Annotated in this window: 22 protein-coding genes and 2 pseudogenes; 10 read left to right on the plus strand and 14 right to left on the minus strand. The window is 66.5% G+C overall.

Going from position 1 to position 20629, the window contains the following annotated elements; all coding sequences use genetic code 11:
* From hypE to hypD, 3 genes are all read left to right on the plus strand, one after another.
* Positions 1–876, plus strand: an 876-nt coding sequence (gene hypE, locus QOD90_RS01170) for a hydrogenase expression/formation protein HypE (RefSeq protein ID WP_526345844.1), incomplete at its 5' end; no start/stop codon positions are given.
* A gap of 25 nt (positions 877–901) precedes the next feature.
* A complete protein-coding gene (locus QOD90_RS01175) occupies positions 902–1174 on the plus strand; it encodes a HypC/HybG/HupF family hydrogenase formation chaperone (RefSeq protein ID WP_526345846.1) in 273 nt (90 codons plus the stop codon).
* A 21-nt stretch (positions 1175–1195) separates the two neighbouring features.
* Positions 1196–2341 (plus strand): hydrogenase formation protein HypD, encoded by a 1146-nt coding sequence (gene hypD, locus QOD90_RS01180; RefSeq protein ID WP_526345848.1) that lies wholly within the window; start codon positions 1196–1198, stop codon positions 2339–2341.
* Position 2342: 1 nt separating this feature from the next.
* Here the strand turns inward: hypD and QOD90_RS01185 are convergent, their stop codons facing one another.
* On the minus strand, positions 2343–2537 hold the full coding sequence (locus QOD90_RS01185) for a DUF3046 domain-containing protein (protein ID WP_526345850.1): 195 nt from the start codon (positions 2535–2537) through the stop codon (positions 2343–2345).
* A gap of 9 nt (positions 2538–2546) precedes the next feature.
* Positions 2547–3719, minus strand: coding sequence for a glycosyltransferase (locus QOD90_RS01190; protein WP_526345852.1), 1173 nt, complete (start codon positions 3717–3719; stop codon positions 2547–2549).
* Positions 3720–3761: 42 nt separating this feature from the next.
* Between QOD90_RS01190 and QOD90_RS01195 the strand changes: the two genes are divergently transcribed.
* Both QOD90_RS01195 and QOD90_RS01200 read left to right on the plus strand, forming a co-directional pair.
* Positions 3762–4199: a limonene-1,2-epoxide hydrolase family protein gene (locus QOD90_RS01195; protein WP_526345854.1), complete on the plus strand. Its 438-nt coding sequence runs from the start codon at positions 3762–3764 to the stop codon at positions 4197–4199.
* On the plus strand, positions 4199–4615 hold the full coding sequence (locus QOD90_RS01200; protein ID WP_526345856.1) for a DUF5313 family protein: 417 nt from the start codon (positions 4199–4201) through the stop codon (positions 4613–4615). The genes QOD90_RS01195 and QOD90_RS01200 overlap by 1 nt, the downstream gene beginning before the upstream one ends.
* 4 nt (positions 4616–4619) lie before the next feature.
* On the opposite strand, the gene pspM is transcribed toward QOD90_RS01200, so the two are convergent.
* The 4 genes from pspM to pgsA all read right to left on the minus strand — a co-directional run bounded on the left by pspM (position 4620) and on the right by pgsA (position 7453).
* Positions 4620–5441 (minus strand): phage shock envelope stress response protein PspM, encoded by an 822-nt coding sequence (pspM, locus tag QOD90_RS01205; RefSeq protein ID WP_526345858.1) that lies wholly within the window; start codon positions 5439–5441, stop codon positions 4620–4622.
* A gap of 19 nt (positions 5442–5460) precedes the next feature.
* Complete coding sequence (pspA, locus tag QOD90_RS01210; RefSeq protein ID WP_526345860.1) at positions 5461–6273, minus strand: phage shock protein PspA; 813 nt, start codon at positions 6271–6273, stop codon at positions 5461–5463.
* 154 nt (positions 6274–6427) lie between these two features.
* A complete protein-coding gene (gene clgR, locus QOD90_RS01215; RefSeq protein WP_526345862.1) occupies positions 6428–6763 on the minus strand; it encodes a transcriptional regulator ClgR in 336 nt (111 codons plus the stop codon).
* Between the two features lie 108 nt (positions 6764–6871).
* The gene (pgsA, locus tag QOD90_RS01220; protein ID WP_526345864.1) at positions 6872–7453 is read right to left on the minus strand and encodes a CDP-diacylglycerol--glycerol-3-phosphate 3-phosphatidyltransferase; all 582 of its coding nucleotides are present in this window, start codon (positions 7451–7453) and stop codon (positions 6872–6874) included.
* Positions 7454–7495: 42 nt separating this feature from the next.
* Here pgsA and QOD90_RS01225 point away from each other — a divergent pair, with 42 nt between their 5' ends.
* The gene (locus tag QOD90_RS01225; protein WP_526345866.1) at positions 7496–8011 is read left to right on the plus strand and encodes an amino-acid N-acetyltransferase; all 516 of its coding nucleotides are present in this window, start codon (positions 7496–7498) and stop codon (positions 8009–8011) included.
* Between the two features lie 124 nt (positions 8012–8135).
* Here QOD90_RS01225 and QOD90_RS01230 read toward each other — a convergent pair.
* A pseudogene (locus QOD90_RS01230) lies at positions 8136–10774 on the minus strand (DNA translocase FtsK).
* Between the two features lie 68 nt (positions 10775–10842).
* Between QOD90_RS01230 and QOD90_RS01235 the strand changes: the two are divergent.
* Both QOD90_RS01235 and QOD90_RS01240 read left to right on the plus strand, forming a co-directional pair.
* Positions 10843–11157 (plus strand): putative quinol monooxygenase, encoded by a 315-nt coding sequence (locus QOD90_RS01235; protein ID WP_526345868.1) that lies wholly within the window; start codon positions 10843–10845, stop codon positions 11155–11157.
* Positions 11158–11162: 5 nt separating this feature from the next.
* A complete protein-coding gene (locus QOD90_RS01240) occupies positions 11163–11981 on the plus strand; it encodes a mycofactocin-coupled SDR family oxidoreductase (RefSeq protein ID WP_526345870.1) in 819 nt (272 codons plus the stop codon).
* 25 nt (positions 11982–12006) lie between these two features.
* Here QOD90_RS01240 and QOD90_RS01245 read toward each other — a convergent pair whose 3' ends face one another.
* The 3 genes from QOD90_RS01245 to QOD90_RS01255 form a co-directional block, all read right to left on the minus strand.
* Positions 12007–13686, minus strand: coding sequence for a ribonuclease J (locus QOD90_RS01245; protein WP_526345884.1), 1680 nt, complete (start codon positions 13684–13686; stop codon positions 12007–12009).
* 2 nt (positions 13687–13688) lie between these two features.
* Positions 13689–14537: a 4-hydroxy-tetrahydrodipicolinate synthase gene (gene dapA / locus QOD90_RS01250; protein WP_526345885.1), complete on the minus strand. Its 849-nt coding sequence runs from the start codon at positions 14535–14537 to the stop codon at positions 13689–13691.
* A gap of 103 nt (positions 14538–14640) precedes the next feature.
* Positions 14641–15420 carry a FadR/GntR family transcriptional regulator gene (locus QOD90_RS01255; protein ID WP_526345872.1) on the minus strand — a complete coding sequence of 260 codons (780 nt, stop codon included), beginning with the start codon at positions 15418–15420 and terminating at the stop codon, positions 14641–14643.
* Positions 15421–15511: 91 nt separating this feature from the next.
* Here QOD90_RS01255 and QOD90_RS01260 point away from each other — a divergent pair, with 91 nt between their 5' ends.
* Together QOD90_RS01260 and QOD90_RS01265 are read left to right on the plus strand one after the other, a co-directional pair.
* Positions 15512–16411, plus strand: a complete 900-nt coding sequence (locus QOD90_RS01260; protein WP_526345874.1) for a proline iminopeptidase-family hydrolase — start codon at positions 15512–15514, stop codon at positions 16409–16411.
* Between the two features lie 10 nt (positions 16412–16421).
* Positions 16422–17819 (plus strand): amino acid permease, encoded by a 1398-nt coding sequence (locus tag QOD90_RS01265; protein WP_526345876.1) that lies wholly within the window; start codon positions 16422–16424, stop codon positions 17817–17819.
* A gap of 24 nt (positions 17820–17843) precedes the next feature.
* Here QOD90_RS01265 and QOD90_RS01270 read toward each other — a convergent pair whose 3' ends face one another.
* The 4 genes and pseudogenes from QOD90_RS01270 to QOD90_RS01285 all read right to left on the minus strand — a co-directional run.
* Positions 17844–19091 carry a winged helix-turn-helix domain-containing protein gene (locus QOD90_RS01270; protein WP_526345878.1) on the minus strand — a complete coding sequence of 416 codons (1248 nt, stop codon included), beginning with the start codon at positions 19089–19091 and terminating at the stop codon, positions 17844–17846.
* Between the two features lie 14 nt (positions 19092–19105).
* A complete protein-coding gene (locus QOD90_RS01275) occupies positions 19106–19684 on the minus strand; it encodes a TetR/AcrR family transcriptional regulator (protein ID WP_526345880.1) in 579 nt (192 codons plus the stop codon).
* A gap of 8 nt (positions 19685–19692) precedes the next feature.
* The gene (locus tag QOD90_RS01280; protein ID WP_526345882.1) at positions 19693–20412 is read right to left on the minus strand and encodes a hypothetical protein; all 720 of its coding nucleotides are present in this window, start codon (positions 20410–20412) and stop codon (positions 19693–19695) included.
* 68 nt (positions 20413–20480) lie between these two features.
* Positions 20481–20629: pseudogene (locus QOD90_RS01285) on the minus strand (dihydrofolate reductase); the annotation flags it as partial.

Consider the following 20629-nt stretch of genomic DNA (forward strand, 5'->3'; position numbering starts at 1 on the left):
GCGGGTGACCGGCTGGCGTTCTCCACCGACTCGTATGTCGTTTCGCCGCGCCGCTTCCCAGGCGGATCCATCGGCCACGTCGCGGTGCACGGCACCATCAACGATCTCGCGGTATCGGGCGCTCGCCCGCAATGGCTTTCGGCCGCCTTCGTCATCGAAGAGGGTTTCGGAATCGACGAACTCCGCGAAATCGTCGCCGACATGAGCGAAGCCGCGGCCAAGGCAGGCGTACAGATCGTCACCGGCGACACCAAGGTCGTCGGCAAGGGGGCGGCGGACGGCGTCTATGTCTGCACCGCAGGAGTCGGAGTGATCCCCGAGGGCAGGCTGCTGGCGCGCGAACTCGTCCAGCCGGGCGACAAGGTGTTGCTGTCCGGGACGATCGGCGAACACGGGATGGCCGTCATGCTGGCCCGCGGTGACCTCGCGATCGAGGCCGAGATCGAATCCGACACCGCCCCGGTACACGAACTCGTCGAGCTTCTGCTGGCGGCCGCACCGTCGACGCGGTGGATGCGCGATGCGACACGAGGTGGCGTCGGCACGGTGGCCAATGAACTCGTCAAGGACTCCCCCTTCGCGCTGATCCTCGACGAGGCAAGCCTGCCGATCAAGCCGCAGGTGCTCGGCGCGTGCGACATGCTCGGCATCGACCCGCTGTACGTCGCGAACGAGGGCAAGTTCGTCGCGATCGTTGCAGCCGATGAGGCGCAAGCCGCAGTCGCGGCCTTGCGTGGGCATCCGCAAGGCGCCGACGCGACAATCGTCGGCGAGATCGTGTCCGAGCCGAAAGGCATTGTGGCGCTGAGGACTTCGTTCGGTGGAAGCCGGATCGTCGACATGCTCGTCGGCGATCCGTTGCCCCGCATCTGCTGATGATCGTTTGAAGGGAGAACTAGTCGTGTGTCTAGGGATACCGGGACAGGTGGTCGACATCGTCGACGCCGAACAGTCTCTGGCCAAGGTCGACGTCAACGGCGTGCGGAGGAACATCAGCGTGCGCCTGCTCGTGGACGACAACCTGCAGATCGGTGACTGGGTGCTCGTCCACGTCGGCTTTGCCATGGCCAAGATCGACGAGCGCGAGGCCGCGATGACGCTGCAACAGGTCCAGAAGATGGGCGCCGACTACACCAACGAGATCCAAGCCTTCAATTCGTCCGAGATCGCCTGATTCGAAAGAAGGATTGACCACATGAAGTTCGTCGACGAATTCCGGGATCCGGCGGCCGCGCGCTCGTTGGTCAAATCCATCACCGAGCTGGCGACCGGTGACCACTTCAAGTTCATGGAGGTGTGCGGCGGGCACACGCACACCATCTACCGTCATGGCATCGAGCACCTGCTTCCGGAGACGGTCGAGCTGGTGCACGGACCGGGTTGTCCGGTTTGCGTGATTCCGATGGGTCGCGTCGACGATGCGATGTGGCTTGCCGAACAGCCGGGCGTCATCTTCACCACGTTCGGCGACATGATGCGGGTGCCCGGGTCCAAGGGCAGCCTGATCGAGGCGAAGGCCCGCGGAGCCGACGTTCGATTCGTGTACTCGCCGCTCGATGCGCTCAAGCTTGCGGTCGACAACCCCGACCGCCATGTCGTGTTCTTCGCCGTCGGCTTCGAAACCACGGCACCGTCCACCGCCGTGACGCTGGTCCGGGCGCGAGCGCTCGGCGTCAAGAACTTCAGCGTGTTCTGCAACCACGTTACGATCGTCCCCCCGATCAAGGCGATCCTGGATTCTCCCGACCTACGGCTGTCGGGATTCCTTGGACCGGGCCACGTCTCGACGGTGGTGGGGATCCGGCCATATCGGTTCGTGTCGGAGGTGTATGGAAAACCGATGGTGGTCGCGGGTTTCGAACCGCTGGACATCCTCGCGGCGGTGCACATGCTGCTGCAGCAGATCCGTGAGGGACGCTGCGAGATCGAGAATCAGTACTCACGCGTCGTGCGGCCGGAGGGCAACACCCAGGCGCTGAAGCTGCTGGCCGAGACGTTCGAATTGCGTCCTCACTTCGAGTGGCGTGGGCTGGGTTTCATTTCGCAGAGCGCACTGAAGGTGCACCGCGACTACGCCGAATTCGATGCCGAATGCAAGTTCGAGATGCCCGGCATCCGAGTCGCCGACCCCAAGGCGTGTCAATGCGGCGAGGTGCTCAAGGGCGTCATCAAGCCTTGGGAGTGCAAGGTCTTCGGCACGGCCTGCACGCCCGAGACCCCGATCGGCACCTGCATGGTCTCTCCCGAGGGTGCCTGCGCGGCGTACTACAACTTCGGCAGGCTGCACCGGGATACCGCGCAGCTGCTGGGTCGGTCGCTGGAAGTCAGTACCGCGAAGTAGCTCACCACTGCTCGCGCGGCACGTCGAAGTCGGCGCACAAGGCGCGCCACACGTCGCGCGGGTCGATCCCCGCCTCGATGGCTTGCACCGCGGTGCGACCACCGACGCGGCTCAGCACGTGATCGACGAGCAGCGACGCGCCCCGCACCGGGCCGAACTGACCGTCGACGAGTTCGTGGAATTCCGTCAGCCGCACGCCACCAACTTACCGAGACGCCGTCAGCGCGTCATGGCACACCCGTACCGGATCGTCCACGTCGTCGATGCCCGCACCGGCCAACCTTGCCTGCTGCCGATAGCCGGAAGAGGCCAGCACCTCGGCCACCGCGGTGATCAGCGCTTCACGCGTCAGCGGCCGGATCAACTGCGCACTCCCCTGGCGCACGACGCGATTGGCGATCTCCCACTGGTCTCCACCGCCGGGGACGATCACCATCGGCACGCCTGCGAGCAGCGCCTTGGCCACCATGCCGTGACCGCCCCCGCAGACCACCAGGTCCGCGTGCGACAGCAGTTCGTCCTGGCGACCGAGCCCGACGACGGCCCACGGCGGCACCGTCGTATCGGGCCCTGCCAGCCGGGACACCACGACCCGGGCACCGGTCGGCAACGTCTGGCCCGGTATCAACGATTCGAGCGCCAGTTCGGCAAGCCCGTGGGTACCCGTCGCCGCCGTCGACGGCGCGACGACCACCAGCGGTCCCGTTCCCTCCGGAATCTCGAGCACCGTCGACGTCGGCTCGAAGTGCAGTGGGCCGACGATCACGGCCTCCGCGGGCCAGTCCGGGCGAGGCACCTCGAGCGCGGGCAGCGTGGCGATCAGACGACGAGCCGGCCCAGGATCGGCTGCGGACAAACCGATCGAGAGACGCGCCGCTGAGCGCTGTTCGTCACCGGCACGCACCGAACGTGCGGTGAGTGCCCGCATCACCGTGTCACGGAGCCGGCCCCGCACGCCCACTCCTGGCGCCAGCCCGCTGCCAATGGGCGGCAAACCCTTCGACGGGAGATACAGCGGCTGCGGGTTCAACTCGATCCACGGGAGGTCGATGAGTTCAGCCGCCATGCCGCCGCACGTGGTGATGACGTCGGACACCACCGCGTCCGGTGCAAGATCCTTTAGCAGCGGCGCATTGAGCTGCGCCATCCGCGCACCCCGTTGATGGATCTTGGCGCCGCTGTCACCATCGTCGTCGGCGTCGGTGGCCGTCAGCCCGGCGAGCTCGATCGCGTCGAGGCCGGCCGAGCGCGCCGTTTCGAGCCATCGCGTCCCCGTCACCAGCGTGGGTTCGTCACCCGCGGCCTGGAGCTTCAGGCACAGCGCGATGGCAGGAAAGGCGTGTCCGGGATCGGGTCCGGCCACCACCACCACGCGCATCGCCCTACCCTGTCACAGCGCCCGAGAGACTACGGTGAGGTCATGACCGACCAGATCTCGTCTGTGGCGAGCACCACCAACACGCAGGTCGTCGAGGCATTCCTCTTCGCGCTCCGAGACCAGGACTTCGACACGGCCGACGCGCTGCTCGCCGACGACCTGGTCTACGAGAACGTCGGGTTGCCGACCATCCGTGGCCGCGCACGGGCGATGAAGTTGTTCCGAGCCATGGAGGGCCGGATGGGCTTCGACGTGACGTTTCATCGCAACGTGGGCGAGGGCACCACGGTTCTCAACGAACGCAGCGACGCAATGGTCTTCGGGCCACTGCGGCTGCAGTTCTGGGTCTGCGGCGTCTTCGAGGTGCACGACGGCCGAATCACGTTGTGGCGGGACTACTTCGACGTGTTGGACATGTTCAAGGCGACGCTACGCGGGCTCGTCGGCATCGTCGTTCCTTCGTTGCGCCCCAAGTTCTGATGACGGCACCGACCACACGCACCAAGCCGAATCTCCTGCAGTACATCGGGTACTGCTACGGCAGGCGACTGCCGTCGTCGATGCTCCAGTGGGTGGCCGACGACCTCGCCGGGCCCGGCGCCACCGTGCGAATGATGGTGCGGGTGTTCGTGCCGGCGGTGCTGATCCTCACGCCGTTCTGGATCATCCCGATGTCGTTGTACCTGCACCTGTCGACGACGCTGCCGATCCTGATCCCTTTCGTGTTCTTCTCGCACGCGCTGAACAAGGTGTGGCGCCGGCATATGTTGCGCAAGCACGGGCTCGACCCCGGTCTCGTCGACTACCGCAATCGTCAGCGCGACGCCCACATCCACGACGCGTACGCCGAGAAGTACGGGCCTCGTTCGGGTCCGCCGAGTAGCAGCGCCGTCTGAGCGTTCAGGCGCCGCGCAGGTGGCCGAGCTCGTCGAAGGCCTGCGCCCAACCAGCCAGCCGGTCCGTCGCATTGCCGAGCTCGTGCCGGTAGCGCTGCGCTGACATCGGTGAACTCGACATCGAACCCGAGTTCGCGGCCGATACCAATTGAGCTGCCGCATCCACCATTTCGTTGTACTGCCGCACGCCGCTGTCGAGTTGTGCGCTGAACGCCCGGATCGTCGGCGCGAGATGTACCCGCGACTGCGGAGCCGCGGTCGCGGCCTTCTCCATCGACACGACCTCGTTGGCCGTCGCCGTCATGGTCGCCGCCGTCTGGTTGGCCGCAGCGACGACGTCCCGCAGCTCGTCGGCGGGCAGCATTCGGCCGCGCTCCATCACGCCCAGGAGAGCGAACAATCCACGCTCGGCCGAGGTGAGCGCCGCGATCGGCTGGCGTGCCACCGACCCCCACGGGGGTAGCCGTCGCACCCGGCGTTCCGCGGGCAGCGGCTCGCGCTTGAGCCAGCGGTAGCGGAGAAAGGACAGCGTCGCCAGGAACGCCGCGCCGACGGCGATCGCGGCGGGAATCGGCAGCACCCATGCGGGTATGACGTCCCAGGACGCGAGCACCCCCGTCACCGCGATCCACAAGCCGGTGGAGAACGCGAAGAACACCGTCGCCCGCAGCGCCCACCGCCGCTTGCGCAACAACTTGGCCCGCGGATCCGCGGCTGCACCGAGCCGCTGCGCGACCACGTCGGAGAACTCGGCTGCGGTATCGACGCCTCGCTGCACCAGCGTGCGCCACGCCTCTTGTCGTCCCGTCCGGGGATCCGCAGCCATTGCTACCTACCTTCGAAAACTATTGCGAGAGCGGGTTTTCCGGCGCGGCGGCCGGCGGGTTCACGGCAGGCGTGGCTGGTGCCGCGCCGGCGTCGCCCGCTGGAAGGGCGTCACCGCGCATCGAGGCGCGGATCTGCTCCAGACGGGAATGCCCGGCCATCTGCACGCTGGCCTGCTGAATCTCCATCATGCGGCCCTGAACCGAGTTCTGGGCGAGCTCGGCAGAGCCCATCGCGTTCGCGTAGCGACGCTCGATCTTGTCCCTGACCTCGTCGAGGCTGGGCGTACTTCCCGGCGCGGCGATCTCGCTCATCGACCGCAGCGACGCGCTGACCTGTTCCTGCATCTTGGCCTGCTCCAGCTGGCTGAGCAGCTTGCTGCGCTCGGCGATCTTCTGCTGCAGCACCATCGCGTTCTGCTCGACGGCCTTCTTGGCCTGTCCGGCGGCCTGAAGAGCCTGATCGTGCAGCGTCTTGAGGTCCTCGACGCTCTGCTCGGCCGTCACCAGCTGGGCGGCGAACGCCTCGGCGGCGTTGGTGTACTCAGTCGCCTTCGCTGCGTCGCCCGTCGAAGTGGCCTGATCGGCCAGCGTCAACGCTTGACGAACATTGACCTGCAGCTTCTCGATGTCGGCCAACTGGCGGTTGAGGCGCATCTCCAGCTGACGCTGGTTGCCGATCACCGATGCCGCCTGCTGGGTCAGTCCCTGGTGCTGGCGCTGTGCTTCCTCGATCGCCTGCTGGATCTGCACCTTCGGATCGGCGTACTCGTCGACCTTGGAGCTGAACAGCGCCATGAGGTACTTCCACGCCTTCGTGAACGGATTGGCCATCGGTTCGTTCCGCCTTCATGTTGGAGTAGGGCCAGTGTGCCTGTCCCCGGGATGGGCTCGCCGAGCAAGTTACTTTCGCTACCCGCCAACTTATCGGTTGCACGCAGATCACTACACCCCTGCGCGCGTTTCGCAGCAGAGCCGTGCGGACGCGTCAGGCCACAGCCATCGAAACCGTCTGCGGAATGACCACCCTTGTCGAGAAGTCGATGTTGGCGGCGCTGGCCGTCGCAACGGGACGTGGTGCGGCCTGTTCGTGCCGTTCCATCGTCTCGCCGGCGTCGGAAAGCACACGCGACAGCGGGACCTCCAGGGCCCCGCAGATCGCACCCAGCAGCTCGCTGGAGGCTTCCTTGCGGCCGCGCTCCACCTCGGACAGGTAGCCGAGGCTGACTCGCGCGTCGTCGGACACCTCTCGCAGCGTCCGCCCCTGCGTGAGCCGTGCCTGACGCAACACGTCGCCGATCACTTCGCGAAGCAAAGTCGTCATCGCGGTCTCCTCACAACGAAAGACGTGGTCATGGTTCTAGTCGAGTTCACTACCAACCAGAACGCCCACGCCTGTCGAATTGGTTCCCGGAACGACGGATGGCCCCGGTCACGTGCGGGCGCTGCGTACCGCCGACACCAGGTAGTCCACGCCGGTTACCACGGTCAGCACGATGGCGGCCCACATGAACACCCACGCCCCGGTCAGCCACGCCCCGTGCAGGGGCAGGACGAACAGTCCGATCGCCACGGACTGAACGAGCGTCTTCAGCTTGCCGCCACGGCTGGCGGCGATCACGCCACCCCGGATGACGACGAGCCTCAGGATCGTCACGCCAACCTCTCGGACCAGGACGAGGACCGTCACCCACCACGGCAGATCCCCCAGCAGGGAAAGGCCGATCAAGGCGGCCCCGATCAAGGCCTTGTCGGCGATCGGATCGGCGAGCTTGCCGAACTCCGTGACCATGCCGTAGCTCCGCGCGATGGCGCCGTCGAAGCGGTCGGTGACCACCGCCACCGTGAACACGATGAAAGCGACGACTCGCCAATACGTTTCGTGACCGTCGCCGACGAACAGGGCCGCCAGGAACACCGGCACTAGCACGATGCGCAGCCCGGTGAGAACGTTTGCGACGTTGACCACGCTGACGCGAGGCGTCAACGGATCGACGTCAGACTGACCCGGCACGGCATCAGAGTATCCGCTGGGGAAACCGATACCCTCTCTGCTGTGAGCGGAGCGCCTGAATCGGACGTCCTGGTGGTCCGTCGCGCCCGCACCTCGGACGTGCCCGCCATCAAGTCGCTGGTCGACGTTTACGCGGGAAAGATCCTGTTGGAGAAGAACCTCGTCACCCTCTACGAGGCCGTCCAGGAGTTCTGGGTCGCCGAACTGGACGGCGAACTGGTCGGCTGCGGGGCGCTCCACGTGTTGTGGGCGGACCTCGGCGAGGTGCGCACCGTCGCCGCGCATCCCAAGCTGCGCGGCCGTGGTGTCGGGCACGCCGTGGTAGCCCGCCTGCTCGACGTGGCCAGGGAATTGCGTCTGCAACGAATCTTCGTGCTGACGTTCGAAACCGAGTTCTTCGGCAGCCACGGCTTCGAGGAGATCGAAGGCACCCCGGTGACCGCCGAGGTGTACGACGAGATGCGCCGCTCCTACGACATCGGCGTCGCGGAGTTCCTCGACCTCTCCTACGTCAAGCCCAACATTCTGGGCAACACCCGGATGCTGCTGACGCTGTAGGTGGCGCGCTCCGTCTGCGTCGAAATCTGCGAATGGGTCGTTCCGCCGCGACTTTCACAGCCCGGGTGCAGAACTCGACGATTCAGGTCAATTGCTAGTCGACCGCTCAGCGTCACGTTGGGCGTCACTCGTCGTCGACGTCTGCTCCGTTGGCGTCCGCGCCGCCGCGGATCAGCATCAGGGTGCCCGCCAGTTCGTCCGGCTTCACCAGCACGTCGCGGGCCTTGGAACCCTCGCTCGGCCCGACGATGTTGCGCGTCTCCATCAGGTCCATCAGCCGCCCCGCCTTCGCGAAGCCCACCCGCAGCTTGCGCTGCAGCATCGAGGTCGACCCGAACTGGGACGACACGACCAGCTCGACCGCCTGCAGGAACACGTCCATGTCGTCGCCGATGTCGGGATCGACGTCGGTGCGCTCACCCGACGGCTTGGCCTTGGTCACGCCTTCGAAGTACTCGGGCTCGGCCTGCGCCTTGGAGGCCTCGACGACGGCCTGGATCTCCTCGTCGGAGATGTAGGCGCCCTGCAGCCGGATCGGCTTGTTGGCGCCCATCGGCAGGAACAGTCCGTCACCCATGCCGATCAGCTTCTCGGCTCCCGGCTGGTCGAGGATCACCCGGCTGTCCGTAAGCGACGAGGTGGCGAACGACAGCCGTGACGGCACGTTGGTCTTGATGAGACCGGTGACGACGTCGACCGACGGCCGCTGCGTCGCCAGCACCAGGTGGATGCCCGCGGCACGCGCCTTCTGCGTGATGCGCACGATCGCGTCTTCCACGTCGCGTGGTGCGGTCATCATCAGGTCGGCGAGCTCGTCGACGATCGCGAGGATGTAGGGGTACGGCTTGTACACGCGCTCGCTGCCCAGCGGAGTGGTGATCTCACCGGACTTGACCTTCTCGTTGAAGACGTCGATGTGGCGCACCCGGCTGGCCTGCATGTCTTGGTAGCGCTGCTCCATCTCCTCGACCAGCCAGGCCAGGGCGGCGGCTGCCTTCTTGGGCTGGGTGACGATCGGCGTGATGAGATGCGGAATGCCCTCGTACGGCGTGAGTTCCACCATCTTCGGGTCGATCAGGATCATCCTGACCTCGTCCGGGGTGGCCCGCGCGAGGATCGACACCAGCATCGAGTTGACGAAGCTGGACTTGCCGGAGCCCGTCGAGCCGGCCACCAGCAAGTGCGGCATCTTGGCGAGGTTCGCCGAGATCATCTGACCCTCGATGTCCTTGCCGAGGCCGATGACGAGCGGGTGGTGATCGCGACGGGTGGACGGGTCGGTGAGGACGTCGGCCAACCGCACCATCTCGCGGTCGGTGTTGGGCACCTCGATGCCGACGGCCGACTTGCCGGGGATGGGCGCCAGCATGCGGACGCTCTCGGTGGCGACGGCGTAGGCGATGTTCTTCTGCAGCGCGGTGATCTTCTCGACCTTCACACCGGGGCCGAGTTCAACCTCGTAGCGGGTGACGGTCGGTCCGCGGGTGCACCCCGTGACGGCGGCGTCGACCTTGAACTGCTCCAGCACCGAGGAGATGACGTCGATCATCTTGTCGTTGGCGGAACTGCGGACCTTCGGCGGATCGCCCGCGACCAACAGATCCAGCGACGGTAAGACGTACGGTCCCTCGACGACGCGATCGAGCACCAGGGTGTCGGTCTTGTTCGCCTTCTTGTCCTGCTGAGCCTTCGGTTCCTTCTTGCGCTTGGACCTGACCTTGGGCTCGGGCACCGTCGGGGTCTCGTCGACGAACGGCTCGTCCAACGGATAGTTGTCCATCGGCGATCCGGAGTGACTTCCCGAGTCGCTTCGCTCCTGCCCTCCGGTCGGTCGTGGCGCGCCCGGCCACTGAGCCTCGTCGCTGCGGGACGACGCCGGGTCGTCGTAATACCCGTCGGAGAAGTCGTCCACCGGCTCGGCCGGGTACTCGTCGTAGTCGGCGTCTTCGTCGTACTCGTCGCCGTAGGCGTGGCCGCGGTAGGCGCCCATGAACATTGCCTGGACTGCCGACGGCACCTCACGAATGGTCGTGCCGGTGACCAGCAGCAGACCGAACAGCACACCGATGATCAACAGTGGCGTGGCGATCCACGGGGTCAGCCCGTCGGACAGCGGGCCACCGATCGCGAAGCCGACGAATCCCGCGACGCGCTGCCGGTCGGCGGGATCCTGCGGCGCACCCGACCACAGGTGCCACAGGCCGAGCACCGGCAGCGCGATCATTGCGGTGCCGAGGACCAGTCGGGGGCGGGCTTCCGGGTGCGGTTCGGTGCGCATCAGCACCACGGCCAGCCCGACCAAGAGGATGGGTAGGAGCACGACCGCCGAGCCGATGACGACCCGGACGACCGAGTCGATCCAGCCGCCGACCGGGCGCGCCGCGTCGAACCACGAGCTGGCGGCGAGCACCATCGAGACGGCGAGTAGGCCGAGCGCGATGCCGTCGCGCCGGTGTCCGGGCTCGAGATCGCGGGCCCGCCCCACCGATCGCGCGGTGGATCCCGCACCCTTCGCCAGCATCAGCCAGCTGGCGCGGGCCCCCTTGCCGATCGCGGATCCCGCCGAAGCGACGGGCGAAGAATTGCGTTTCGGCGCGGGCTTGCGCCGCGGGGCGGCGGGGCGCGTCGAGCGCGCTCGGGGCTTTGAGCTGCTCGAACGAGCTCCCGAACGGGCGACGGTCTTACTAGCCATGAGCAAAGACTAGTCGCAATAACCCCAATTTCACCATCAGCCACACTGGTCACAGTTACATATCGGTGCAGCCGCCGTCGAGGCGTACTGCGACCTGGGTAATGTGATCGCCGCCACCCATCGATCGAGGAGTCTCTGCATGCCCGTCGTCGTCGTCGCCACCATGACCGCCAAGCCCGAATCCGTGGACGCCGTGCGCTCTGCCTGCACGGCCGCCATCGAGGCCGTCCATGACGAGCCCGGCTGTGAGCTCTACTCCCTGCACGAAGCCAATGGCACGTTCGTCTTCGTCGAGCAGTGGGCCGACGAAGACGCGCTGAAGACCCACAGCACCGCCCCCGCGATCGGCGCCCTGTTCGGCGCCATCGGCGAGCATCTCGACGGTGCGCCCGACATCAAGATGTTGCAGCCCGTCGTCGCCGGGGACCCCGCCAAGGGTCAGCTGCGCGGCTGACAACCGTGGGAACACTGGACGGCAAGGTCGCCTTCATTACCGGTGCCGCCCGCGGGCAGGGCCGCGCGCACGCGGTCAGATTGGCCTCCGACGGCGCCGACGTCATCGCGGTGGACCTGTGTGACCAGATCGCTTCGGTCCCCTACCCCATGGCTACCGCCGACGATCTGGCCGCCACGGTGAAACTGGTCGAGGACACCGGCGCGCGCGTCGTGGCGTTGCAGGCCGACGTTCGGGATCGCGCGGCGCTCAAGACCGCACTGAAGTCAGGCGTCGAACAACTCGGCGGCCGACTCGACATCGTCATCGCCAACGCCGGCATCGCCCCCATGGCGGGTGAGAACGCCTGGCACGACGTGATCGACGTCAACCTGACGGGTGTGCACCACACCGTGGACGTCGCAATGGGTCCAATGATCAAGGCGGGCAACGGCGGAGCCATCGTGCTGATCAGTTCGGTGATGGGGTTGGTCGGCCTTGCGTCCCCGTTCGCGGGTTCCATTGGTTACGCCGCTGCCAAGCACGGCGTAGTCGGACTGATGCGTTCCTATGCGAACCTCCTGTCGCCGCAGAACATTCGGGTGAACTCGGTCCACCCCGCCGGGGTCCGGACACCGATGATCGACAACGAGTTCACCCGCAAGTGGCTCGCCGAGATGACGGATGGCAACGCGGACGGCCTGGACATGGCCAGCGCCGCCAACATGGAGACCGTTGAGCCGGAAGTGATCGCCGACGCGGTCGCGTGGTTGGTTTCCGACACCGGCAAGCACATCACCGGAGTCGCCTTGCCGGTCGACGACGGCTACGTGAACAAGCGCTAGGCGAGTCGGCCGGCGCTACCGTAGCTCAGTCGACTTCGATGACCGTCGGCACGATCATGGGCTGACGGCGGTACTTCTCCCCCACCCACTTGCCGATGGCGCGGCGCGCGGCCTGGGCGATGCGGTTCGAATCCGTAACCTTCTCCGCGGCAAGCGATTGCAATGCTTCCTCGACGACGCGGGTGACGGGCTCCAGCGCCTTCGGGTCCTCGGAGAAACCGCGGGCATGCAGGTGGACCGGTGCGGCGGTCTTCCCCGTACCCCGCTTGAGCACGATCGTGACGGCGATGAAACCCGATGACAGGGTGAGTCGTTCACCGAGAGTGGCATCTCCGACGTCGCCGGTGACGAGACCGTCGACGAACATCTTTCCGACCGGCACCGCGCCGGCGATCGAGGCACGGCCCGCGACCAGATCGACACTGACCCCGTTCTCGGCCAATACGATGTTCTCTTCGGGCACGCCGGACTTCACCGCCAGTGCTGCGTTGGCGCGCAGATGGCGCCAGGTGCCGTGTACCGGCATCACGTTGCGCGGCCGGACTCCGTTGTAGAGGAAGAGCAGTTCTCCGGCGTACGCGTGACCCGAAACATGGATGCGCACTTGGTTATTCGTGACGACCCGGACGCCGATCTTGGCCAGCGAATCGAGGACGCCAAAGATGGCCTCCTCGTTGCCCGGGATCTGCGATGACGACATGATGATGAGGTCACCACGGGTCAGGGTGATGCTGCGATGCTCACCGCGCGACATCCGCGACAGCGCGGCCATCGTCTCGCCCTGGGTTCCTGTGGTGACCAGCGTGACCCGTTCGGCCGGCAGCATCTCTGCGGCGGCGATGTCGACCACGTCGTCATCGTCCACGGTGAGGAATCCGAGGTCCTTGGCGATGCCCATGTTGCGCACCATCGACCGGCCGACGAACGACACCTTGCGGCCCAATGCCACCGACGCATCGATGATCTGTTGCACACGAGCAACATTGGAGGCAAAGCACGCGACGATGACTCGGCCCTCGGCGCCGCGGATCAGCCGGTGCATGTTCGGACCGATCTCGCTCTCCGACGGGCCGACACCGGGGATCTCGGCGTTCGTCGAATCGCACAGGAACAGGTCGACCCCCGCATCACCGAGCCGGGACATGCCAGGGAGATCGGTGGGCCTGCCGTCGAGCGGCAACTGGTCGAGCTTGATGTCGCCGGTGTGCAGCAGCGTGCCTGCCCCGGTGTAGACGGCGATGGCCAGCGCATCGGGTATGGAGTGATTGACCGCGAAGTACTCACACTCGAATACGCCGTGGTTGCTGCTCTGCTTCTCGGCGACCTCGACGAACACCGGCTTGATGCGGTGCTCGCGGCACTTCGCCGCGATCAGCGCGAGAGTGAACTTCGATCCAACGACCGGGATGTCGGGCCGCAACTTCAGCAGGTGCGGGATGGCGCCGATGTGATCCTCGTGGGCGTGGGTCACCACCAGCGCCTCGATGTCCTCGAGGCGGTCTTCGATGTGCCGCAGATCGGGCAGGATCAGGTCGACGCCCGGTTCATCGTGGCCAGGGAACAACACGCCGCAGTCGATGATGAGCTGGCGGCCGAGGTGCTCGAGAACGGTCATGTTGCGGCCGATTTCGCTGATGCCGCCGAGTGCCGTCACGCGCAGGCCGCCCGGTGCGAGCGGGCCCGGTGGTACCAGGTCGGTGGTCATCGTCATCGGAGCACGCCCGCAGCCCGCATGTCGGTTTTGAGTTCTTCGATCTGCGCGGCCGTCGCGGGAATCTGCGGGAGCCGTGGATCACCGGTGTCGAAGCCCAACAACTTGAGTCCCGTCTTAGCCATCGTGACGCCGCCCAGCCGATTCTGGGCCGCGTTGAGCGAACCGAGCGCAACGTGGCCCTTGCGTGCGGTCGCGAGGTCGCCTGACGTGAACGCCGACAACATGTCTCGCAACTGGCTGGCGGCGAAGTGGCCCCAGACGCTGATGAAGCCGGTGGCACCCATGGCCAACCATGGCAGGTTCAGCGCGTCGTCACCCGAGTAGTAGGCGATCCCGGTTTCGGCCATGATCATTGCGCCGCCGTGCAGGTCGCCCTTGGCGTCCTTGATGGCGACGATGTTCGGGTGGGCCGCGATCGTCCGGACGGTGTCCCACTCGATCGGGACGACGGAGCGCGGCGGGATGTCGTAGAGCACGACGGGCAGCTCGGTGGCGTCGGCGATCGTGCAGAAGTGCGCGATTAGCCCGGCCTGCGGTGGTCGCGAGTAGTAAGGCGTCACGACCAGGAGCCCGTCGGCCCCTTCGGCCTCGCACGCCTTGGCCAGGTGCACGCTGTGCGCGGTGTCGTAGGAGCCTGCCCCCGCGATGATCTTGGCGCGATCTCCGACGGCCTCCAATACCGCGCCGAGCAGAGCGAGCTTCTCGGCGTCGGTGGTCGTCGGCGATTCGCCGGTGGTCCCCGAGACCACCAGGCCGTCGCAGCCGGCGTCGACCAGGTGCTTCGCGAGCCTCTTGGCAGCGGCCACGTCCAACGAGCCATCCGGGCCGAACGGCGTCACCATGGCCGTCAGCACGGTGCCCAGACGTGCGCTGACATCGAATCCGCTGGTGGTCACGCGGTTGAGATTACCCGCTCGACCCTGCCGTTCACGAGCACTGGGGGGTTCAGTCGACCAGCATGCCCGCGCGGCGCATGGCGGTGGAGATGTGTTCGAAGTCGATGCCGACGTGGGCCCGGGCCATCGCATCGGCGTCGTCTGCCCGGCCGTCGGCGATCGCGTCGATCAACTCTTCGTGCTCGTGCAGTGACCTCAACTCCATCTCGCGCATGGTGGTGGGCTCACCCCACAGGTGTGCGGGCGCGCCGATGCTGATGGAGGCCTCCAGGTCGACGAGCACCTGTTTGAGGACCGCATTGTGGGCGGTGTCCATGATCGCCAGGTGCAGTCGACTGTCGGCCTGCTGGGCGGCGAGCCCACTGTCGGCGGTCCGATACTTCTCCAGCGCGGCCCGCAGTTCGGTCACGTCAGCGGAGGTTCTCGCATCGGCTGCGGCCCGACACACCGCGCCGTGGAGACGGGCGATCGCGTCACACCGGTCACGCAGCTCACCGAGGCGCGTCGAGAGCGTGCGGCGGACCGCCTCGGTGGAGGACTCGGGCCACTGGTCGACGACGTAGGACCCACCGCCGCGTCCGCGGCGGGTCTCGAGCAGTCCGCGCTCGACCAGTCGGGCCAGCGCGGCGCGCACCGTCATGCGCCCGACGCCAAGCGCTGCAGCGAGGTCGCGCTCGACCGGCAGTCGGGCCCCTGGCAGGTACTCACCGATGGCGATGGCCGTGACGAGCCGGTCGGTGATCTCGTCGACTCGCGTCGGCATCGCCAACTGCTGGGCGAGAAGGCCCGATGGCCGCGCGGCTGAGGTCATCGAGGAGCGGTCGGTCATCGTTGCCCTCCCCCTTCCTCGGTGATACGAGAATGTTAATTCGCCTCAATTGGTCTTGCAGCAAGACCTTTATGGGTTCATGCTGAGCGCCATGCCCATTCATACCCGGACGGTGCCATTCCTGGATGGCGAGACATGGGTGCAAATCACCAGCCCCGAGGCACCGCGGCCCGACGTCCTCCCGCTGTTCGTGCTGCACGGCGGTCCCGGCATGGCCCACGACTACGTACGCAACATCGCCGAACTCGCCGACGAGACCGGCCGCGTCGTCATCCACTACGACCAGATCGGCTGTGGCCGAAGCACTCACCTCCCGGACGCCCCGAGCGAGTTCTGGAAACCAGACCTGTTCGTCGACGAGTTCCACGCCGTGCGCACCGAGCTGGGTATCGACCGGTACCACCTCCTTGGCCAGTCGTGGGGCGGCATGCTCGGGGCCGAGATCGCCGTTCGCCAGCCAACGGGCCTGGTCTCCCTGTCGATCTGCAACTCTCCGGCGTCCATGGATCTCTGGGTCGCGGGTGCGGCCGAACTCCGCGCCCAACTGCCAGCCGAAACCCAGGCCGCTCTGGACCGCCACGAAGCGGCGGGCACGGTCTCCGACCCGGAGTACCTGGCTGCCACGCAGGAGTTCTATCGCCGCCACGTTTGCCGGGTCGAGCCGACACCGAAGGACTTCGCCGACAGCGAGAAGCAGATGGAGGCGGAGCCGACCGTCTACCACACCATGAACGGCCCCAACGAGTTTCACGTCGTCGGCAACCTACGGCACTGGACCATCGTCGAACGCCTGAACCAGATTTCTGCCCCGACGCTCGTGGTCGCTGGCGAGTTCGACGAAGCGACGCCCGCCACCTGGGGTCCGTTCGTCGAGTGGATCCCCAACGTGCGCAGCCACGTCTTCGACGGCGCCAGCCACTGCACCCACCTGGAACAACCCGCGGAGTTCCGCGCCGTCATCGCCTCATTCCTCACCGAACACGATCGATAGGAAAACCACCATGGTCAACTCCGAAACGGCCCCCGCCGACGGTCAGCGCAGCCTCGAATCGTTCGGTTACACACAAGAACTCAACCGGTCGGTGTCCACGGTCGACCTACTGGTGTACGGGCTGGTCTTCATGGTGCCGATCGCGCCGTGGGCCATCTTCGGCACCGTCTACAACAGCGCGTCGGGCATGGTGCCGCTGGTCTACGTCATCGGCTTGATCGCGATGATCTTCACCGCCCTGGCCTATTCGCAGATGGCGAAGTCCTTTCCCCTGGCCGGCTCGGTGTTTTCCTACGTCGGCCGTGGCATCCATCCCAGCCTTGGCTTCTTCGCCGGCTGGGCGATCCTCCTGGATTACCTGCTGGTGCCAACGCTGCTCTACGTCTTCGCGGCAGAGTCGATGGTCGGACTGTTCCCCAGCACTCCACGGTGGTTGTGGGCGATCGTCTTCGTCGTCGTGAACACCATCATCAATCTGGCCGGAATCAGCCTGCTGAAGATGGCCAACCGAGTGTTCCTGGCCATCGAGCTGGTCTTCGTCGTGATCTTCGTCGTCATCGCGGTGCGGGCGATCAACGGACAGTCCCTGCCCAACGTCGAATGGAGCACGCTGCCGATCTGGGACTCCAGCACGGTGACCGCACCACTGATCGCGAGCGCGCTGTCGATCGCGGTGCTGAGCTTCCTTGGCTTCGACGGCATTTCAACGCTGGCCGAGGAGTCGACCGGACGCAAGAATCCCGCGGGCCGCGCGATGATCATCGCGCTGTTCGTGGTGGCGTTTCTCTTCGTCATACAGACCTGGCTGGCCAGCCTGCTCGCCGGCGGCCGCGAGGCGTTCAGCGACGACGAGGCGGGCAACGCGTTCTTCACCCTCGTCCAGGCGGCGTCGAACACCGGGTGGATGAACGCCTTCTTCGCGGTCAACGTGATGGCGGTGGGCTTCGCCAATGCCATGGCCGCCCAGGCCGCCACCAGTCGGCTGCTCTACTCGATGAGCCGCGACGGCCAATTGCCGAAGTTCCTGTCCACGATCAGCGGTCGCAAGGTGCCGATCGCCGCCATCCTCGTCGTCAGCGGGCTCAGCGTCGTGCTGGTGCTCTTCTTCGTCGGCCAGATCGGTTTGATCTCGTCGCTGGTCAACTTCGGCGCCCTGTTCGGCTTCTGTCTGCTGCACGTCTCGGTGGTCTGGTACTACCTGGTGCGGCAGAAGTCGAAGAACTATCTCCTGCATCTGGTCGTTCCCACCCTCGGCTTCCTGATCATCGGCTACGTGTTGTTCAACGCCGACTCGTTGGCCAAGATCGGCGGCCTGGTGTGGCTGGTGATCGGCGCGATCGTATTTGCGATCAACGTGTTCCGAGGCAAGGGCGTGCCAGAGTTGGCCGAGGAGAGCACGACGCACTGACCTTCAGGGGGGATCAGCGCCGCGTCACCGGAGGCGCGCCAGAGCCCGCGCCAGCTCCCTCGCCAGATCTCCGCGCTGCCCGACGATGACGTCGTCCAGCTCGAGCCACGACGCCATCGACCGCAACTCGCCCGCCATCGCGTGCGCCACCCGCATGCGGTCGGCGCCGGGTTCGGTGAACGCACCCAGCGCGTGCAGCGCGGTGGATCCATCGGGGCGGGTGCGCTCGGCCTTGAGATCGACGCGGCCCACCAGCTGCCCGTCCAGCAGCAACGGCCAGACGTAGTAACCGAACTGGCGCTTGGGCTCTGGCACGTAGATCTCGATGCGGTAGTGAAAGTCGAACAGCCGCTCGACACGTGGCCGGAAGAAGATCAGCGGGTCGAACGGGCACAACAGCGCAGTGCCGCGATCGACGCGCGGCACGATCTGGCCTGCCCTGAGATATGCCGGGGCACTCCACCCCTCGACCTCGACGGGTTCGAGTTCACCCTCGGCCACCAGGTCCGCGATCACCGGCTTGGCCTGTTTGGCGCCAAGCCGAAAGTAGTCGCGGATGTCGGTCTCGGTGGCCACGCCAAGCGCGGTGGCCGCCCGCAGCACCAGCTCGCGGACGGCGACGTCGTCGTCGACCTGGCGGCCGAACACCTCCGATGGCAGTACTCGTTCGGTGAGGTCGTAGTGCCTGGCGAACCCGACCCGGGTGGCCGTCGTCAAGACCCCGGACGCGAACAATGCCTCGGCCACCCACTTGGTGTCACTGCGATCCCACCACGGGCCCTTGCGACCGCGCGGCTCCGACTCCAGATGCGCCTCGATCTGTCCGGCCGTCGACGGGCCGAGCTCGGCGACTGCGGCGACGACGTCCTCGGCCAGCTGCCGGTTCTTCCTGACGATCTCCTTGCCCCACCGGCCGTCGGTGTATTCGCGCATGCGCCAGCGCAACAGGGGCCAGTCTTCGACCGCCATCAGCGCGGCCTCGTGCGCCCAGTACTCGACCAGCAGCCGAGGCGACCGCGCACTGTGACTCCATGCCGCCCGCTCGAGAATGTTGCGGTCATACGGTCCGAGCCGGCTGAACACCGGGGCGTAATGAGCCCGCACGGCCACCGACACCGAGTCGAGCTGCAACACCTGGATCCGCGAGACGAGCCGTCGCAGGTGTGCCCGTGTCACCGGTCCTGCGGGTTTGTGTTCCCCGAAACCTTGGGCTGCGACGGCGACGCGGCGCGCCTGGGCCGCGGTCAGCGAGGGCGTGCGGGCAGAGGCCATCCGGACATCGTTCCCTATCGCACCGACAAGATCCGGCTGAACACCAGGTCGTTGACGTTGTCGATGGGCGTGGAGGCACCAATCACCTTGGCCCGCATGGCGGCACCCTCCCAAGCATCGATGATGATCTGCGCCGCCGAATCCGGGTCGACGTCGTCGGCGATGTCACCGGCCCGCTGACCGTCGCCGATCGCCGCCGCCAGCAGGCTGCGCCAACGACTCAGTGCCGCTGACACGAGTGCCGTCACCTCGGGCGCACCGGTCGGCGCCTCGGCGGCGAAGTTGCCGAACATGCAACCGCGCCGGTAGCCGTGTTCGGCAAGATCGTCGCGCATGTGGTCGAGGTGGTTGCGGATGCGCTGCACGGCCGACACGCCCGGTTCGCCGAGCAACTCCAGCCTGCGGCCCTGCCCATACCGGCCGAGGACCTCGACGGCCAGTGCCTCCTTGCTGCGGAAGTGGTTGTAGAAGGACCCCTTCGGCGCGTTCGCGGCCGCGGCGATGGTGGCCACCCCGGTCGCCGCATAGCCGCCGGCGTATAGCTGCTCGAACCCGGCGTCCAACAGGGCATCTCGCAAGCTGGGCTTCGGCACGGCAGTACCTACCGGACGGTGACGTCGTCGATGTCGATGCTCACCAACAGCGGCTCGGACACCGGTCGGCGATCATCGTCGCGCGGATACACCCGGCGCGTGACCGGCAGCACGATGCCGTCGAACTCGCGATGGTCGTCCGAGTAGTGCGCGGCGGCTGATCCACCACCGATGTCGACCTGATAGTCGCGCCGCCGCACCAGCCCGTCGGAGTCGACGTAGAGCATCTGGTCGGCGCCGTGGGTGGCGATGCCGTCCGGGTAGCGCACCCCGAGCCGCCGCCAGGTCTGGCCGTTCTCCCGCCAGTCGCCGAGCTCTTCGGTGACCACGCCGGGGAAGGTCAGCGAATATGGCTCTGAGAGGTACGTCCACATGGCGTACCCCGAGAAGTACGCGAGCTGCTGCGTCGACCACGGAGTCTCCAGGGTGTGGCCGGCGAACGATGCGCGCGGGTCGGCCAGGGTGTCGACGGTCTCGTCGGTGTCGTCACGTTTGATCAGTACGAGGTCCGGGGTGAATTCCGAGTGCAGGCCTGGCTCAGGCAGCGGCCAGTGCCGGGTGCGCTCGTGCTGAACGGCGATCTCGACGATCGAATCGTCGAGGATGCCGCCCACCTCCTTGAGCGGCCACAGCACGCCGCCGACCAGCTGGTGGATCGTGATGGTGTCGATCTGCTTCCAGCGGTCGGCCCCACCGTAGGCCGCCAGCACGTCGTCGAGAAGAGTCATGTCGACCATCCTATACGACCGGTCGTCTTAACAGCATCGACCCAGCTCGAAGGCTATCCAATGTGATTTCAGGCGCGCACGTAGCTGACGAACCGGTACCGCAGGCCCGACCCGCTGCTCAGCCAGTCACCCTCCGTGCCGACCCACGCCGCGTCGAGCACCGGCGCGACGGCGTCGTCGTCCTCTCGGGTCAACGCCACGTCGACCTCGGTGACCT

Source organism: Mycobacterium sp. (genome assembly GCF_032161845.1).
Classification (GTDB): Bacteria; Actinomycetota; Actinomycetes; order Mycobacteriales; family Mycobacteriaceae; genus Mycobacterium.

What these genes read in the sequence shown, in the direction of transcription:
- hypD (WP_526345848.1), top strand. Translation starts at nt 1,196, where the DNA reads ATGAAGTTCGTCGACGAATTCCGGGATCCGGCGGCCGCGCGCTCGTTG.
- QOD90_RS01190 (WP_526345852.1), bottom strand. Translation starts at nt 3,719, where the DNA reads ATGCGCGTGGTGGTGGTGGCCGGACCCGATCCCGGACACGCCTTTCCT.
- QOD90_RS01195 (WP_526345854.1), top strand. Translation starts at nt 3,762, where the DNA reads ATGACCGACCAGATCTCGTCTGTGGCGAGCACCACCAACACGCAGGTC.
- QOD90_RS01200 (WP_526345856.1), top strand. Translation starts at nt 4,199, where the DNA reads ATGACGGCACCGACCACACGCACCAAGCCGAATCTCCTGCAGTACATC.
- pspM (WP_526345858.1), bottom strand. Translation starts at nt 5,441, where the DNA reads ATGGCTGCGGATCCCCGGACGGGACGACAAGAGGCGTGGCGCACGCTG.
- pspA (WP_526345860.1), bottom strand. Translation starts at nt 6,273, where the DNA reads ATGGCCAATCCGTTCACGAAGGCGTGGAAGTACCTCATGGCGCTGTTC.
- clgR (WP_526345862.1), bottom strand. Translation starts at nt 6,763, where the DNA reads ATGACGACTTTGCTTCGCGAAGTGATCGGCGACGTGTTGCGTCAGGCA.
- QOD90_RS01235 (WP_526345868.1), top strand. Translation starts at nt 10,843, where the DNA reads ATGCCCGTCGTCGTCGTCGCCACCATGACCGCCAAGCCCGAATCCGTG.
- QOD90_RS01245 (WP_526345884.1), bottom strand. Translation starts at nt 13,686, where the DNA reads ATGACCACCGACCTGGTACCACCGGGCCCGCTCGCACCGGGCGGCCTG.
- dapA (WP_526345885.1), bottom strand. Translation starts at nt 14,537, where the DNA reads ATGGTGACGCCGTTCGGCCCGGATGGCTCGTTGGACGTGGCCGCTGCC.
- QOD90_RS01255 (WP_526345872.1), bottom strand. Translation starts at nt 15,420, where the DNA reads ATGACCGACCGCTCCTCGATGACCTCAGCCGCGCGGCCATCGGGCCTT.
- QOD90_RS01260 (WP_526345874.1), top strand. Translation starts at nt 15,512, where the DNA reads ATGCCCATTCATACCCGGACGGTGCCATTCCTGGATGGCGAGACATGG.
- QOD90_RS01265 (WP_526345876.1), top strand. Translation starts at nt 16,422, where the DNA reads ATGGTCAACTCCGAAACGGCCCCCGCCGACGGTCAGCGCAGCCTCGAA.
- QOD90_RS01270 (WP_526345878.1), bottom strand. Translation starts at nt 19,091, where the DNA reads ATGGCCTCTGCCCGCACGCCCTCGCTGACCGCGGCCCAGGCGCGCCGC.
- QOD90_RS01280 (WP_526345882.1), bottom strand. Translation starts at nt 20,412, where the DNA reads ATGACTCTTCTCGACGACGTGCTGGCGGCCTACGGTGGGGCCGACCGC.